Annotated in this window: 14 protein-coding genes; 6 read left to right on the forward strand and 8 right to left on the reverse strand. The window is 67.8% G+C overall.

The window, feature by feature from the left end; translation table 11 throughout:
- Positions 1 to 369: 369 nt before the first annotated feature.
- Entirely contained in the window at positions 370 to 921 is a 552-nt protein-coding gene (locus tag R2601_RS11165; RefSeq protein ID WP_007798085.1) for a carboxymuconolactone decarboxylase family protein, read from the reverse strand.
- A gap of 161 nt (positions 922 to 1,082) precedes the next feature.
- Between R2601_RS11165 and R2601_RS11170 the strand changes: the two genes are divergently transcribed.
- From R2601_RS11170 to R2601_RS11180, 3 genes are all read left to right on the forward strand, one after another.
- Entirely contained in the window at positions 1,083 to 1,673 is a 591-nt protein-coding gene (locus R2601_RS11170; RefSeq protein WP_007798090.1) for a hypothetical protein, read from the forward strand.
- 184 nt (positions 1,674 to 1,857) lie between these two features.
- Positions 1,858 to 3,372 carry a succinyl-CoA:acetate CoA-transferase ScpC gene (scpC, locus tag R2601_RS11175; RefSeq protein ID WP_007798093.1) on the forward strand — a complete coding sequence of 505 codons (1,515 nt, stop codon included), beginning with the start codon at positions 1,858 to 1,860 and terminating at the stop codon, positions 3,370 to 3,372.
- A gap of 180 nt (positions 3,373 to 3,552) precedes the next feature.
- Positions 3,553 to 4,803, forward strand: a complete 1,251-nt coding sequence (locus R2601_RS11180; RefSeq protein ID WP_007798096.1) for a malonyl-CoA decarboxylase — start codon at positions 3,553 to 3,555, stop codon at positions 4,801 to 4,803.
- Between the two features lie 69 nt (positions 4,804 to 4,872).
- Here the strand turns inward: R2601_RS11180 and R2601_RS11185 are convergent, their stop codons facing one another.
- Positions 4,873 to 5,112 carry an Lrp/AsnC family transcriptional regulator gene (locus R2601_RS11185; protein WP_007798099.1) on the reverse strand — a complete coding sequence of 80 codons (240 nt, stop codon included), beginning with the start codon at positions 5,110 to 5,112 and terminating at the stop codon, positions 4,873 to 4,875.
- Between the two features lie 121 nt (positions 5,113 to 5,233).
- Between R2601_RS11185 and hisB the strand changes: the two genes are divergently transcribed.
- Positions 5,234 to 5,821, forward strand: coding sequence for an imidazoleglycerol-phosphate dehydratase HisB (gene hisB / locus R2601_RS11190; protein WP_007798102.1), 588 nt, complete (start codon positions 5,234 to 5,236; stop codon positions 5,819 to 5,821).
- Between the two features lie 12 nt (positions 5,822 to 5,833).
- Here hisB and cobA read toward each other — a convergent pair whose 3' ends face one another.
- The 3 genes from cobA to ileS all read right to left on the reverse strand — a co-directional run bounded on the left by cobA (position 5,834) and on the right by ileS (position 10,504).
- Entirely contained in the window at positions 5,834 to 6,601 is a 768-nt protein-coding gene (gene cobA / locus R2601_RS11195; RefSeq protein WP_040545318.1) for a uroporphyrinogen-III C-methyltransferase, read from the reverse strand.
- Positions 6,602 to 6,859: 258 nt separating this feature from the next.
- Positions 6,860 to 7,339, reverse strand: a complete 480-nt coding sequence (locus tag R2601_RS11200; RefSeq protein ID WP_007798108.1) for a histidine phosphatase family protein — start codon at positions 7,337 to 7,339, stop codon at positions 6,860 to 6,862.
- Positions 7,340 to 7,513: 174 nt separating this feature from the next.
- The gene (gene ileS, locus R2601_RS11205; protein WP_007798110.1) at positions 7,514 to 10,504 is read right to left on the reverse strand and encodes an isoleucine--tRNA ligase; all 2,991 of its coding nucleotides are present in this window, start codon (positions 10,502 to 10,504) and stop codon (positions 7,514 to 7,516) included.
- A gap of 451 nt (positions 10,505 to 10,955) precedes the next feature.
- Here ileS and R2601_RS11210 point away from each other — a divergent pair, with 451 nt between their 5' ends.
- Both R2601_RS11210 and R2601_RS26485 read left to right on the forward strand, forming a co-directional pair.
- Positions 10,956 to 11,264: a hypothetical protein gene (locus R2601_RS11210; protein WP_007798112.1), complete on the forward strand. Its 309-nt coding sequence runs from the start codon at positions 10,956 to 10,958 to the stop codon at positions 11,262 to 11,264.
- 315 nt (positions 11,265 to 11,579) lie between these two features.
- Positions 11,580 to 11,783 (forward strand): hypothetical protein, encoded by a 204-nt coding sequence (locus R2601_RS26485; protein ID WP_083793962.1) that lies wholly within the window; start codon positions 11,580 to 11,582, stop codon positions 11,781 to 11,783.
- Between the two features lie 40 nt (positions 11,784 to 11,823).
- On the opposite strand, the gene R2601_RS11215 is transcribed toward R2601_RS26485, so the two are convergent.
- The 3 genes from R2601_RS11215 to R2601_RS11225 all read right to left on the reverse strand — a co-directional run bounded on the left by R2601_RS11215 (position 11,824) and on the right by R2601_RS11225 (position 14,082).
- The gene (locus tag R2601_RS11215; protein WP_007798116.1) at positions 11,824 to 12,525 is read right to left on the reverse strand and encodes a VIT1/CCC1 transporter family protein; all 702 of its coding nucleotides are present in this window, start codon (positions 12,523 to 12,525) and stop codon (positions 11,824 to 11,826) included.
- A gap of 94 nt (positions 12,526 to 12,619) precedes the next feature.
- Entirely contained in the window at positions 12,620 to 13,654 is a 1,035-nt protein-coding gene (locus R2601_RS11220; protein WP_007798119.1) for a YcjF family protein, read from the reverse strand.
- Positions 13,651 to 14,082: a GNAT family N-acetyltransferase gene (locus tag R2601_RS11225; protein ID WP_007798122.1), complete on the reverse strand. Its 432-nt coding sequence runs from the start codon at positions 14,080 to 14,082 to the stop codon at positions 13,651 to 13,653. The genes R2601_RS11220 and R2601_RS11225 overlap by 4 nt, the downstream gene beginning before the upstream one ends.
- Between the last annotated feature and the right edge of the window lie 3 nt (positions 14,083 to 14,085).

Below are 14,085 nucleotides of genomic sequence, written 5' to 3' on the forward strand. Positions count from 1 at the left end.
TGAGAAAGATGCCCGGCGAGCGGCGGTGGACCCTTGGCCCGTGTCTCTTCGCGAGGGAGAGGTCCGGGTTTCGGGTCCTGAGGCGCTTCGGGCTTGGCGTCTCCTGATGGTCTTGCCGTCATTCCAAGATATAGGAATGCAGGGTCGTATTTCAATGCCATGATATTTCGATAAGTATCAGTTTTTGTTGAATTTTACGCGTTTTAACATGCATCTGAAACATAGTTTGAATGTTGTTAAGATTTATCAGGACGTTAACAATGTTTGGATCGAATCTTCAGGCCGCAAAAAAAGTCGCGGGCCGGAGCGTGTTTGCGCTCGCGGCCCCGGCCGGGTCTCGGGTTTCGCGATTGGAGAGGGCGGCCGGCCTCAGCGCGGCGGCAGGTCGAGCGGCGCCTCGGCCATTTCGGCCGCTACCCGATCATCAATCGGCGTGTCGTAGGTCATCAGCAGGTAGCCCAGAACGGAATAGAAACCGACCGTCGCGATCAGGTCGATCACCGCGTGGCGCCCGATCGCCTCGGCCAGTTCGCGCTCCTGGTCGGGGGCGAGCTTCTTGTCGTCGACCAGCGCGTCGACGGCGCGGGTGATGAGCCCGTCCTCGCCCTCGGGCGTGCCGCCGATGGCTTCGATGCGGGCATCGCTGAAGCCGAGCTGGCGCGCTCTTGAGACGTGGTGCGCCCATTCATAGGGCGAGCCCAGCCGGTAGCCCGCGCGCAGGATCACCACCTCCGAGCGCTCGAGCCCCAGCGCCGTGTCGCGCACGATGTGCTGGCGCAGCGGTGCCCAGGCGCGCAGCAGGTCCGGGTGATGCGCCATGGTGCGGTAGACGTTGAGCGCCCCCGCGAATCCGTCGCGCAGGTCGGCAATCTCCTCGGGCCAGTCGGCATCGGGGATGGGCGGGCAGGGCGAAGCGGTCATGGCAGGCTCATCTGAAAAGGGGAATCGTGGTGATGAGCCTAGAGGCTGGCACGGTCCCCGCCAATGCGCCGCGTCCCGACAAGACGTGGCGTTGATCGAGCGCAAGGAGCGCGGCGGTCGTGCGCCCTAGCATGTCTGCGCCGGGGGCAGGGGAGGCCAGCATGACCAGCCGCATCGACCAGATCCTCGCGCGCATCGACGCGCTGCATGACGAGCTCGAAGAAGAGATCGGACGCCGCCGTGACGCGTTTCACTACCGGCTCGAGAAGAACCGCGTGCGCTTCGAGTCCGAGAGGCTGCGTCAGCAGCGCGCCCTGCGGATGCGCTGGCGGACCTTCCTCGCACGGGCGAACCCGTGGCACATCCTCACCGCGCCGCTGATCTACGGCCTGATCGTGCCCTTCGCGCTGCTCGATCTCTGCGTCTCGCTCTATCAGGCGATCTGCTTCCGCGCCTACGGCATCCCGCGGGTGAAGCGCCGCGATCACATCCGCATCGATCGCCATCACCTCGCCTATCTCAACGTGATCCAGAAGGCGAACTGCGTTTATTGCGGCTATTGCAACGGCTTGCTCTCCTATGTGACCGAGATTGCCTCGCGCACCGAGGCCTTCTGGTGCCCGATCAAGCACGCCGCCCGGATCGCGCAGCCGCATCGCCGCTATCCGCAATTCACCGATTACGGCGATGCGGAGGGCTACCAGGACGGGCTCGAGGCCTCGCGACGTGACGTCACACGGGGCGACCGCTGATTGCCAAGCCATGCGCTGAGCGCGTATCTTTTTCCGTAAGCCATGCGTTTTAGGAATGCCCGTTCTGCGGGCGCATTCTCTGTCTTCTCGGCAGGAGCGAGGGCTGCATACAGTGGTGTGCAGAAGTTTTCCCGGTCTGAGCGGGGCGCGGCCGGGCCGTGCCACCCGCAGTGGAGGAGCCCCCATGACGCGACAATCCCGCATCGCCCATCCCGATTTCCAGAGCCGCCTGATGAGCGCCGAGGACGCCGCCGCACTGATCCATGACGGCATGACCGTCGGCATGAGCGGCTTCACCGGCTCGGGCTATCCCAAGTCCGTGCCCACGGCTCTGGCGGCCCGGATCGAGGCCGCGCATGACGCGGGCGATCCGTTCCGCGTCAAGGTCTGGACCGGCGCCTCGACCGGGCCCGAGCTCGACGGGGCGCTGGCCAAGGCCGACGGCATCGAGTTCCGGCTGCCCTACAATTCCGATCCCATCGCGCGCGAAAAGATCAACGCGGGCGAGATGAACTATTTCGACATGCACCTGAGCCAGGTCGCGCCGATGGCGTGGCAGGGCTTTCTGGGCCGGCTCGACGTGGCGGTGGTCGAGATTTCCGGCATCACCGCCGAGGGCGCGCTGATCCCGTCCTCGTCGATCGGCAACAACAAGACCTGGCTCGATTGCGCCGACAAGGTGATCCTCGAGCTGAACCGCTGGCAGAGCGACGCGCTAAACGGGATGCATGATATCTACTACGGCACCGCCTTGCCGCCGAACCGGCGACCGATCCCGCTGGTGGCGCCCGACGACCGCATCGGCCAGCCGCATTTCATGGTCGATCCCGAGAAGGTGGTCGCCATCGTCGAGACCGATGCGCCCGACCGCAACCTGCCCTTCGCCAAGCCCGACGCGGTGGCCGAGGCCATCGCCGGGCACCTGCTGGAGTTCTTCGCCCACGAGGTGGCGCGGGGCCGGTTGCCCGAGCATCTGCTGCCGCTGCAATCCGGCGTGGGCAACGTCACCAACGCGGTGCTCTCGGGGCTGATGGAGGCGCCCTATCACGGCATGACCGCCTACACCGAGGTCATTCAGGACGGCATGCTCGACCTGCTTGATGCGGGCAAGCTGCGCCTGGCGTCGGCCACGGCCTTTTCGCTCTCGCCCGAGGCGGCGGAGCGCTTCAACAACGAGGCGGCGCGGTTCCGCGACAAGCTGATCCTGCGCCCGCAGGAGATCTCGAACCATCCCGAGCTGGTGCGGCGGCTGGGCTGCATCGCGATGAACGGGCTGATCGAGGCGGATCTCTACGGCAACGTCAACTCGACCCACGTGATGGGCTCTCGGATCCAGAACGGCATTGGCGGCTCGGGGGATTTCGCCCGCAACGCCTATGTCTCGATCTTCATGACGCCCTCGACCGCCAAGGACGGCAAGATTTCGGCCATCGTGCCGATGGCCTCGCATGTCGATCACATCGCGCAGGATGTGCACGTGCTGGTGACCGAGCAGGGTCTGGCGGATCTGCGCGGGCTGGCGCCGAAGCAACGCGCCGAGCTGATCATCGAGCGCTGCGCCCATCCCGACTATCGTGAGGCGTTGCGCGATTATGCGACGCGGGCGAAGGCGGGCTCTTTCGGAGGTCATGCCCCGCATCTTCTGGGCGAGGCGCTGTCGTGGCACCAGCGCTTCGTCGAGACCGGATCGATGGGCTAGGGTGCGACATGCGGCGGTGTTACCGCTGCCTGCCGCGGGTGTCGCCCTGCGGCGCGCCGAAATCCGCGCGGGGCAGCGTGCTGCGACGCTCTGCGGCTTGATTTCACGGACCGTCCGTCCGACGCTTGGGGCGACCCGACTCTGTCCTGCTTTGCCACGCCCGCCCGGGAGGCCCAGACCATGTCCCTGCTTGCCGACCTGCTGACCACCGTATTCGAGCGCCGTGCCCGCATCGGGCCGATCCTGCGCCGCGATCCGCGCAGCACCGAGGCGCTGATCTCCGACCTGATGGGCGCGAGATCGGAAACCGCGGCGCTGTCACTGGCGCGGCGGGTGCTGCAGCGCTACGTCGAACTGGACGATGCCGGGAAGCTGGCCATCTTCCGCCACGTGGCCGAGACCTACGGGCTTGATGCCGAGGCGCTGCGCAGCGCGCTCGACGCCTTTGAGGCCGCGCCCTCCGGCACCACCTACCGCGCCTTCACCCACGCCTGCGAGGCCCCGAGGCAGGAGCTGATGCGGCGTCTCAACGCGGTGCCCGGCGGCACCGAGAGACTGGTGCAGATGCGCGCCGACCTGCGCCGGCTGGGCGGCGACGAGGCGGCGCTGCAGGCGCTGGATCTCGATGCCAAGCACCTGCTCCGGGCGTGGTTCAACCGGGGCTTCCTCGTGCTGCGCCCGATCAGCTGGGAGAGTCCGGCGCATATCCTCGAGAAGATCATCGAATACGAGGCGGTGCACGCGATCCACAGCTGGGACGACCTGCGCCGCCGTCTCAAGCCCGCCGACCGGCGCTGCTTTGCCTTCTTCCACCCGGCGATGCCCGACGAGCCGCTGATCTTCGTCGAGGTGGCGCTGACCAAGGGCATTCCCGGCTCGATCCAGAAACTGCTGGCCGAGGATCGCTTGCCTGGCGGCAGCGGCGAGGCCGACACGGCGGTGTTCTACTCGATCTCCAACTGCCAGCCGGGGCTCGCGGGGATCTCCTTCGGCAACTCGCTGATCAAGCAGGTGGTCTCGGACCTTGCCGCCGAACTGCCCGGTCTCAAGACCTTCGTGACACTGTCGCCGATCCCGGGGCTGACGCGCTGGCTCAAGGCAGAGGGCCGGAGCTTCGATCCGCAGGACGGCAAGGCGATGGCGGCGCTTGCAGCGCATTACCTGCTGCATGCCAAGCGCCCGGACGGCCAGCCGGTCGATCCGGTGGCGCGCTTTCACTTGGGCAATGGCGCGATGGTGCAGGCAGTACACGCGGAGGCGGATGTCTCCGAGAACGGGCTGCGCCAGTCGGGCGGGGTGATGGTGAACTATCTCTACGATCTGAACCGGGTCGAGAAATATCACGACCGGTATGCCGACAGCTTCGAGGTCACCGCGGCGCAGGGCGTGAAATCGCTCGCCAACACGCGCGAGAAGGTGGCGGCGGGCTGAGCCGACCGCGCCTGCGCGCCGCGACCCAATGCATCGGCAATCTGGGGAACGGAGGGCGCCTGCGGGCGCTCAGAACGCCTTGAACGTGAGCGTGGTGAGGGTGCGCTCGATCCCCGGCACATCCGCGAGCTGCTCGTTGATGTAGTGGCCGACATCCGAGCCCTCGGGGATGTAGAGCTTGACCAGCAGATCCCATTCGCCCGAGGTCGAGTAGAGCTCGGAGTGGATTTCGCGCAGCGCGATTTCTTCCGCCACCTTGTAGGTGGTGCCGGGGGTGCAGCGGATCTGGACGAAAACGCAGGTGGTCATGGCGGTCTCCTTCGGGCGCAAGCTGGCACAGACGCCACGCCGGCACAAGATGCGCCAGCGCGCCGCTTGGCCTGCGCGCGCGGCGCGCCTATAAGCGCCCGGACATCCGAGGAGTATGCCCATGCGCAAGGCCAGCATCAGCCGCAAGACCGCCGAAACCGCGATCGAGGTCAGCATCGATCTCGACGGCAGCGGCACCTATGACAACCAGACCGGCGTCGGCTTCTTCGATCACATGCTGGACCAGCTGTCGCGGCACTCGCTGATCGATATGACGATCCGCGCCGAGGGCGATTACCACATCGACGATCACCACACCGTCGAGGACACCGGCATCGCCATCGGGCAGGCGCTGGTCGAGGCCCTGGGCGACAAGCGCGGCATTCGCCGCTACGGCTCCTGCCACCTGCCGATGGATGACGCGCAGGTGCGCGCCGCGCTCGATCTCTCGGCGCGGCCCTTCCTGGTCTGGAACGTCGACTTCCCGAGCCAGAAGATCGGCACCTTCGATTGCGAGCTCGTGCGCGAGTTCTTCCAGGCGCTGGCGACCCATGGCGGCATCACGCTGCACGTGGACCAGCTGCACGGGTTCAACTCGCACCACATCGCCGAGGCCGCCTTCAAGGCCGTCGCCCGCGCGCTGCGCGAGGCGGTCGAGCCCGATCCGCGCAAGGGCGACGCCATTCCCTCGACCAAGGGCGCGCTCTGAGCGTGCCCGCGCCTAGGCGGCGATGACGGCCCCCGTGCCCGCAAGGGCGCGGGCCAGCGATTTCGGGTAGCGGATGAACAGGATCGCCGGGTTGGCAATGCCCTCGGCCGCGATGGTCTCTGAGAGCGCGCCCAGCGTGGTGGCGACGTGCCGCTCCTCTGGGGTGCTGGCCCGGGTCACGATCTCGACCGGGCAGGCGGCCGGGGCGCCGGCGCCCATCAGATCGGCCTGAACTTGCGCGGCGCGCTCCACCGCCATGTAGAATGCCATAGAGGTGCCGGGATGGGCGAGGCGGGCGCGGTCGGGGGCGGCGTCGCCGGGCTTGCAGGTGCCGGTGGTGATCACGAAGGTGTCGGTCTCGCCGCGCTCGGTCAGCGGGCGGCCGATGCTGGCGGCGGCGGCCGACGCGGCGGTGATGCCGGGCACGATCTCGACCTCGATGCCGGCGGCGCGGGCGGCGGCGATCTCCTCGCAGGCACGCCCGAAGATCGACGGGTCGCCGGATTTCAGCCGCACCACCCGCAGCCCGAGCCTGGCCTTGGCGACGATCAGCCGGTCGATGCGGCCCTGCGGCCATTTGCAGGCGCCCACGTCCTTTCCGACGTAGATGCGCTCGGCCCCGGGGCGGGCGAGCTCCATGATCTCGGGATCGACAAGCCGGTCGTAGAGCAGCACGTCGGCGGCACGGATACGCTCGAGCGCGCGCAGGGTGAGCAGGTCGCGGGCGCCGGGTCCGGCGCCGACGAGCGCGATGTGGCCTTTGGTCTTCGGATGCGTCATCGGGAGGATCTCCATGCGCAGGGTGCAGAAACAAAAAAAGCCGCCGACGCGTCGCATCATCTGAAGCGACGGATCGAGCAGCTTTGCTCAGCGATCCCGGTCATTCGGGAGACAGGTGCGGCGCCATTGCCGCGTGTTCTCAGCTAAGAGGGCAGGGGCGGGATTCGCGCAAGGGTTTTGTGCCGCAGCGGGGGGCTGCCCGCCGGCTTGGGGCCGAGCGGGGGCGTATCTGCACAGAACGCAGGCAGTCCGGCGCGATCAGTAGCGCTGCCGCTCGATGCTCACCCGACCGTCGGCGTCGCTGCGCAGGAATGTCAGGTCGCCATATTCCAGCGGAGGGCCTCCGGGCAGGCCGAGGGTCTCCCAGATCGTCGTCAGGTTGCCCTTGTTGCCGACCCAGAGCACGCTGCGCTCGGCCGATGCGGCGGCAAGCGCCGCGGTCGGGGCTTCCTGCGGGATGCGGTTGACGGCGAGGCCGCGGGCCTCGGAGATGGGGGCGGCGGTGTCGAGATTGCGCTGGATGCCGGGGCTGTAGATCGCGTCGAGCGCCACGCCGTCGAGCGCGGTCACCAGATCCCGCGCACGCTGCCTGCCACGGTCGTTGAGCAGATCCTCCGAGCCGCTGCGGTCGCCATGCCGGGTCAGGATCAGCGTGCTCTCCGGCGGCAATGTCACCGGCCCGCTCGCGCCGCAGGCGGCGAGCGCGGTGGCGGCGAGGATGAAGTAACGGCGTTGCATGGCGATGGCCCTCCCTGATGTCCCTCGCGGAAGCATATCAAAACGAGACGCCTTGCCGGATGTTTTCTTGGGCCGGGACGGGGGCGGTCTTGATGCGGGCGCAATGCAAAGGCCCCCGCAGATCGCTGCGGGGGCCTCTGTGTGTCGTGTGACCTGCGCTCGGTCGCGCGGGTGTCAGTCCAGCGCGGCGTCGCAGCGTGCGCAGGTGGCCGCGTGGGTGTGGGTGCCCACGTCGGGAAGGATCTTCCAGCAGCGCTGGCACTTCTCGCCATCGGCCTTCTCGAACACTACGCCGACGCCCGGCACCTCGGTCATGCGGAAGGCCTCCTGCGGGGCGGGGTCTGCGGTCAGGCGGATGCCCGAGGTGATGCAGAGATCCTCGAAGGTCACGGTCTTGAGCGCCGCGAGCATCTCGGCATCTTCCACATGCACGATGGGGGCCGCCTCGAGCGAGGCGCCGATCACCTTGTCCGTCCGCTGGATTTCCAGCGCCGCGGTCACCGCGCGGCGCGCGGCGCGGACCTTGGCCCACTTCTCGGCCAGCGCCTCGTCGCGCCAGCTTGCCGGCGTCTCGGGGAAGTCCTGCAGGTGGATCGAGCTCTGCTCGCCGGGGAAACGGTCGAGCCAGACGTCTTCCATGGTGAAGACGAGGATCGGCGCCAGCCAGCTGGTCAGGCGGTGGAACAGGATGTCCATCACCGTGCGCGCGGCGCGGCGGCGCTCGGTGTCGCCATCGCAATAGAGCGCGTCCTTGCGGATGTCGAAGTAGAAGGCCGACAGGTCCACGGTGCAGAAGGTAAAGACCGACTGGAACACCGACTGGAAATCGTAGCTGCGGTAGCCTTCCTGCACCTTCGCGTCGAGCTCGGCTAGACGGTGAAGCACCCAGCGCTCGAGCTCGGGCATGTCGTCCGCGGCGACCCGGTCAGCTTCCGAGAAGTGCCCCAGCGCACCCAGCATGAAGCGCATGGTGTTGCGCAGGCGGCGGTAGCTGTCGGCGACGCCCTTGAGGATCTCCGGCCCGATGCGTTGATCGGCGGTGTAGTCGGTCTGGGCCACCCAGAGACGCAGGATGTCGGCGCCGTACTGCTTCACCACCTCTTCGGGGACGATGGTGTTGCCGAGCGACTTGGACATCTTGTTGCCCTTCTCGTCCAGCGTGAAACCATGCGTCACCACGTTGCGATAGGGCGCGCGCCCGATGGTGCCGCAGGCCTGAAGCATCGAGGAGTGGAACCAGCCACGGTGCTGGTCGGTGCCCTCCATGTAGACATCGGCGATGCCGTCCTCGGTGCCGTCCTCGCGGTCGCGCAGCACGAAGGCGTGGGTCGAGCCACTGTCGAACCACACGTCGAGCACGTCGAAGACCTGCTCCCACTCGTCAGCCGCATAGTCCGACCCGAGGAAGCGTTCCTTGGCGCCCTCGGCGTACCAGCAATCGGCACCCTCGGCCTCGAAGGCCTCGCAGATGCGGGCATTGACCGCCGGATCGCGCAGCAGGAAGCCCTCGTCGGTGGGCAGGGCGCCCTTTTTCACGAAGCAGGTCAGCGGCACGCCCCAGGCGCGCTGGCGCGACAGCACCCAGTCCGGGCGGCTCTCGATCATCGAGTAGAGTCGGTTGCGGCCCGATTGCGGGGTGAATTTCACCAGCTCGTCGATCGAGCGCAGCGAGCGCTCGCGGATGGTGGTGCCGTACGCGTCCTGACCGTCGCCCACGGCGCGGTCGATGGCGGCGAACCATTGCGGCGTGTTGCGGAAGATCACCGGCGCCTTGGACCGCCAGCTGTGCGGGTAGGAGTGCTTGATCTTGCCGCGTGCCAGCAGTCCGCCGACCTCGGTCAGCTTGTCGATCACCGCCTTGTTGGCGTTGCCTTCCTTGCCGTTCGGCTTGAGGATCATCTTGCCGCCGAAGAATGGCAGGTCCTCGCGGAAAGAGCCGTCTTCCATGACGTTGTAGGTGATGACCTGCTTGAGCATCCCGAGATCGCGGTAAAGCTCGAACTCCTCCATGCCGTGCGACGGCGCACAGTGCACGAAGCCGGTGCCTTCCTCGTCGGTGACGAAGGGCGCGGCACGGAAATCACGCGGATCGTCCCACTCGCCTTCGCCGCCCTCGGCGCCGGCCAGCGGATGCGCCAGCGTCATCGCGGCAAGCTGGTGCGGGGTCACGTCCGAGACGCGCGTCCACTGGCTCTCGTCGAGGCGCGCGCGGGCAAAGGTCTGCGCCGCGAGCTTGTCGGCGAGGATGTAGCGCTCGCCCTTGGCGGCCCAGCATTCCTCGGGTGTGTCGGTGACCTCGTAGAGCCCGTACTGGAACTCCTCGCCGAAAACGACGGCCTTGTTCGAGGGGATGGTCCAGGGGGTGGTGGTCCAGATCACCACGTAGGCGCCGAGGAACGTGTCATGCGCGGCCTGCGCGGCGCTGACCGCCGCCTGGCGCTCGTCGTCGCTTTCTTCCTCGCTGGCGCGGTCGACCTCGGGGGCGTCATATGCGCTGACCTTGAACTTCACCCAGATGGTGAAGCTTTCCTTGTCGTGGTACTCGACCTCGGCCTCGGCCAGCGCGGTCTTTTCCACCGGGGACCACATCACCGGCTTGGAGCCCTGGTAGAGCGTGCCGGTGGTGAGGAACTTCATGAATTCCTCGGCGATGACGCGCTCGGCGTGGTAGTTCATCGTCAGGTAGGGATCGGCCCAGTTGCCGGTGATGCCAAGGCGCTTGAACTCGTCGCGCTGGATGTCGACCCAGCCTTCGGCAAACTTGCGGCATTCCTGCCGGAAGTCGATCACCGGGACCTCGTCCTTGTTCTTGCCCTTGGCGCGGTACTGTTCCTCGATCTTCCACTCGATCGGCAGGCCGTGACAGTCCCAGCCCGGCACGTAGCGCGCCTCGTGGCCCATCATCTGGTGGCTGCGGACGATCATGTCCTTGATCGTCTTGTTCAGCGCGTGGCCGATATGCAGGTGACCGTTGGCGTAGGGCGGGCCGTCATGCAGGGTGAACGGCGGGCGCTCGGCGCCTTTCTCGCGCAGGCGGTCGTAGATGCCGATGTTTTCCCAGCGCTCCAGCCACTCCGGCTCGCGCTTGGGCAGGCCCGCGCGCATCGGGAAGTCGGTCTTGGGAAGGTTCAGCGTGTCCTTGTAGTCAGGCGTTTCGGCGCACATGATCTGTGGTCCCGGTTCTTGAATCGTGAATTGGGGAATGGTCGGTCGGCGCGGTCGTCCATACGCCTTGTCCCGGCGACTCTGCTCTCAGAGCGCCGGGCATGTAATTCGAATGATGATCTCGAAACGGCCCATCATGGGCGGCCTTATAGGCCCGCGACTCGCGATGGTCCAGAGCTTGCGGCGGCGGCGCAAGGCGCGAGAGCTTGGCGAGAATCCCCCGAGGCGCGGTCGAATCCGGCGTCAGACCGCCGGTTGCGGCGATGCCGCGCTGCGGCGCGGCGGGGATCAGCCTACCTTAGGTTGTGTTTCTGGCGGTCGATTGCCGCATTCGTCGTGATCGGGGCGCGGGTCGATACGTGGCCGGGCGGCTGTGCTTCACTTGGTCCAAGGAGGCGCGGCAGACCGTCGCGCCGGGCATCTGCCCCCCGCGCCGAGAAGGAGAGCCGTCATGGCCTATCCCGACGAACAGCTGAAGCGATCCGATCCCCATGCCCCGCAGGGCCGGGCCGATCCGGGGCCGCTTGGCCGCGCGCGCAGTGGCGGCAGCCGGCTGACCGGCATCCTCGTCGCCGTGATCCTGGTCCTCGGCGTGGTCTTCGCCGTGAATCTGTTTCTGGGCGGCGGCGAGACCGACACCGCGCCGGCGGCCGTCTCAGACACAACCGATACCACGGTGCCAGGGGATGGCGCCGTGGCCCCCGCGACCGGAGGGGCTGACGACACGGCACCGGTTGCGTCCGACGCGCCGGCCGAGTAAAGGCCCGCGTTCGCCGCTCCCGCCCCGGATCGAGGCTCCTTCCCTGACGGGAGTCGCGCCACCACTCACGGACCCTTGGGCGGGGGCGGCACATGTGTCGCGAGAATGGGTCATCGCGACCGCATCGGCGTCGCGATCCGGTTCCCGTCGATATGTGACAATCCGGCCGCAACTGGCGGGAAGTGGCGCAGGCGATCCCGTCTTTGCGCGATCCGCCGCGCATGTCTGCGGCGGACGGAAATACCGCGCGACAAACACCCGTTCGAGGCCCATGTGAGCCTTGTTCTGCTCTTTCTGCCAATCGAGTATATTGCAATGTCCCAGTCGAGAGACGACTGCCCCCCGCCCGTGCGGCCCGAGCCGCTGTTGCCCGTCGATCTGCGCGGTCTGGATTGGACCGCCGCGCTTGTCTTCGCCGTTCTGCTGGCGCTTGGCATGCTGGTGGGCCACGACGCCGTGACCAACACCCGCGACACGCTGCGCGAACCGATGATCGAGGTGCAGGCGGCCTTGCCCTGACTCCGGTCTGCCGGCGATACGTTGGGCGCGCCGCCGGGGTTCAGGCGCCGGCGAAGAGGCTGCCGACGATATAGGCGATGCTTGCCGCAACGCCTCCGATCAGGAAAGTCTCAAGCCCGGAGCGCCACCACGGCGCCAGCGACCAGCGGCTCTTGTAGGCGCCGATGGCGAAGAACACCGCCATGGTCAGGAGCGTCGCGACGATAAAGGAGTGGGGCAGGGCCAGCAGGAACGGCAGCAGCGGCACCATCCCCGCGATCAGGAAGGCGCCGAAGGTGAAGAGCGCCGCCCGCAACGGGTGCGGATCCACCGAGGACAGGCCGTAGATTCCGTCGAGAATCATTGCGACCGCGTGCTCGGGCGTGCGGCTGATCTCGTTCGCGGCGCTGTCGAGCGTGCCATCCTGTAGCCCCTTGGCGGCGAAGATCCGGCGCAGATCGGCGCGCACGGCCTCGGGGTCGTGCCTGAGCCGCAAGGTCTCTATCCTGCGCAGGCGGTTGAGGTCATCGAGCTCGGCCTTGGTGCCCGAGTAGTTGCCGGCGGCCATCGAGAAGCCATCGGCAAAGACATTGGCGAATCCCAGCGCGATGATCACCAGCGGCGGCAGGCCCGCGCCCGCCACCCCCGCAACGATGGCGAAGGTGGTGACCGCGCCGTCGATGGCCCCGTAGATGATGTCACGCAGGTTGCCGCGCCCGTTCGGAACGGCGGACGGCTGCGGGTCGTGGCTGGCAAGGGTCATGGCTGGCGTCTCCCGTCGCGACTCTGCCGCAGCGGTGGGGCGCATAATATGAGATGGATCAAGCCGCGTCGGATGTCCCGGCTGCCGGCGCGGCTCAGGCCTTGTCGGCGCTCTTCACCAGCCCGGAAAGCGCGCTGCGGATGATCACGCGCACCGAGGGGCGCTTGACAGCCTGGAAGGGCAGGGGCCGGCAGACCTCGATGGCGGCAACGCCCACCCGCGCGGTCAGCGCGCCGTTGACCAGCCCCTCGCCGAAGCGGCGCGAGAGCTTGCCAAGCAGCCCGCCGCCGAGGATCGGCTCGAGCATGTCGTCGCCCACCGCGACCGCGCCGGTGGCCACCAGATGCGACATCACCGCCTTGGTGAGCCGCCAGCTGCCCAGCGTGCCGGAGCGGCCACCATAGATCTCGGCGATGCGGCGGATCATCCGCATGTTGGCGCCGAGCGCGGTGGCGACATCGGCCAGCGCCAGCGGCACCAGCGCCGTGACCGTCGCCACCTGCCGGGCCGAGGCCTCGACCTCGCGCCGGGCGGCGGCGTCGAGCGGTGAGAGCAGTTCGGTCTCGGCAAGGCCCAGGAGACCCGAGGCGTCGAAGATCTCGGCCTCGCGCTCGCGCAGGCGCTCGCGGCCCCAACGGGTGTCGTCGCGGCCCGCGTAGAGGGCGGTGAGTTTGCCGGTGACGGCGCGGGCGGCCTTGAGATCCTCGTCCGCCAGCGCCTGCGCCGAGGCGCGGTGCAGCGCGTCGACGCGGCTCAGCCGGGACAGCGCCGCCAGTTCCTTGATCACGATCAGCAACACCACCAGCACGAAGAGCGCCATCAGCGCGGTGACGGCGTAGCCCAGCAGCGGCACCGAGACGATCAGGTCGGTGACGAAGCGCCAAGCGGCAATCGAGACCAGCGCCGAGATCAGCGTGCCGAGCAGCGCCCAGAACCAGCGTGCCAGCCGCGACGGGCGGCGCGCGGCGAGCACTGCGGCGGTGGTCATCGCGCGGCCCTCGGGCAGGGTCGGGGCTATGTCCGGCTCGGGCACCGGGGGCGCCTCGGAGGGGGTGGCCGGGGCGGCGCTTTCATCAAGCTCGAACAGCACCGGGCCGCGTCTGTCGCCGGGTTTGTCCTTGTCGCTCATGATCCGGGCTCCTTGGCTGCGGCGCTGGCCGGGGCGATCCAGCGGTAATGGATGTCGGGCAGACCTTCCTCGTTGTCCGAGCCGTCGCCGCGCTCGATCTCGGCAAAGCCCGTGCCTTCGTAGAAGCGGCGGGCAGCGGTGTTGGCGGCGAAGGTCCAGAGGTCGAGCGCAGGGCTTTCGGCCTTGGCGTGAGCCATCAGCGCGCGGCCGATGCCGCGGCGCTGCCAGCCCGGGGCGATGAAGAGGGCGTGCACGTAGCTGCCTTCTCGGGCGAGAAAGCCCGTCACCGGGCCGCCCTCCGCGGCCTCGGCCACCGTCACCCAGCCGCGCGCGATCAGCAAATCGGCATGGGCGATGTCCTCGGCCGCCGAATGCAGGCGCGGTTTCCAGGCCCGCGCCGCCACCGCTGCGGACATCATCGCGCCCATCGG

Origin of the sequence: Salipiger bermudensis HTCC2601 (assembly GCF_000153725.1) — a bacterium.
GTDB lineage: Bacteria > Pseudomonadota > Alphaproteobacteria > Rhodobacterales > Rhodobacteraceae > Salipiger > Salipiger bermudensis.

Coding starts and splice junctions, on each gene's coding strand:
- R2601_RS11185 (WP_007798099.1), bottom strand. CDS start 5,112: ATGACCACCTGCGTTTTCGTCCAGATCCGCTGCACCCCCGGCACCACC.
- R2601_RS11165 (WP_007798085.1), bottom strand. CDS start 921: ATGACCGCTTCGCCCTGCCCGCCCATCCCCGATGCCGACTGGCCCGAG.
- R2601_RS11220 (WP_007798119.1), bottom strand. CDS start 13,654: ATGAGCGACAAGGACAAACCCGGCGACAGACGCGGCCCGGTGCTGTTC.
- R2601_RS11170 (WP_007798090.1), top strand. CDS start 1,083: ATGACCAGCCGCATCGACCAGATCCTCGCGCGCATCGACGCGCTGCAT.
- R2601_RS11215 (WP_007798116.1), bottom strand. CDS start 12,525: ATGACCCTTGCCAGCCACGACCCGCAGCCGTCCGCCGTTCCGAACGGG.
- hisB (WP_007798102.1), top strand. CDS start 5,234: ATGCGCAAGGCCAGCATCAGCCGCAAGACCGCCGAAACCGCGATCGAG.
- R2601_RS11210 (WP_007798112.1), top strand. CDS start 10,956: ATGGCCTATCCCGACGAACAGCTGAAGCGATCCGATCCCCATGCCCCG.
- R2601_RS26485 (WP_083793962.1), top strand. CDS start 11,580: ATGTCCCAGTCGAGAGACGACTGCCCCCCGCCCGTGCGGCCCGAGCCG.
- cobA (WP_040545318.1), bottom strand. CDS start 6,601: ATGACGCATCCGAAGACCAAAGGCCACATCGCGCTCGTCGGCGCCGGA.
- R2601_RS11180 (WP_007798096.1), top strand. CDS start 3,553: ATGTCCCTGCTTGCCGACCTGCTGACCACCGTATTCGAGCGCCGTGCC.
- ileS (WP_007798110.1), bottom strand. CDS start 10,504: ATGTGCGCCGAAACGCCTGACTACAAGGACACGCTGAACCTTCCCAAG.
- scpC (WP_007798093.1), top strand. CDS start 1,858: ATGACGCGACAATCCCGCATCGCCCATCCCGATTTCCAGAGCCGCCTG.
- R2601_RS11225 (WP_007798122.1), bottom strand. CDS start 14,082: ATGGGCGCGATGATGTCCGCAGCGGTGGCGGCGCGGGCCTGGAAACCG.
- R2601_RS11200 (WP_007798108.1), bottom strand. CDS start 7,339: ATGCAACGCCGTTACTTCATCCTCGCCGCCACCGCGCTCGCCGCCTGC.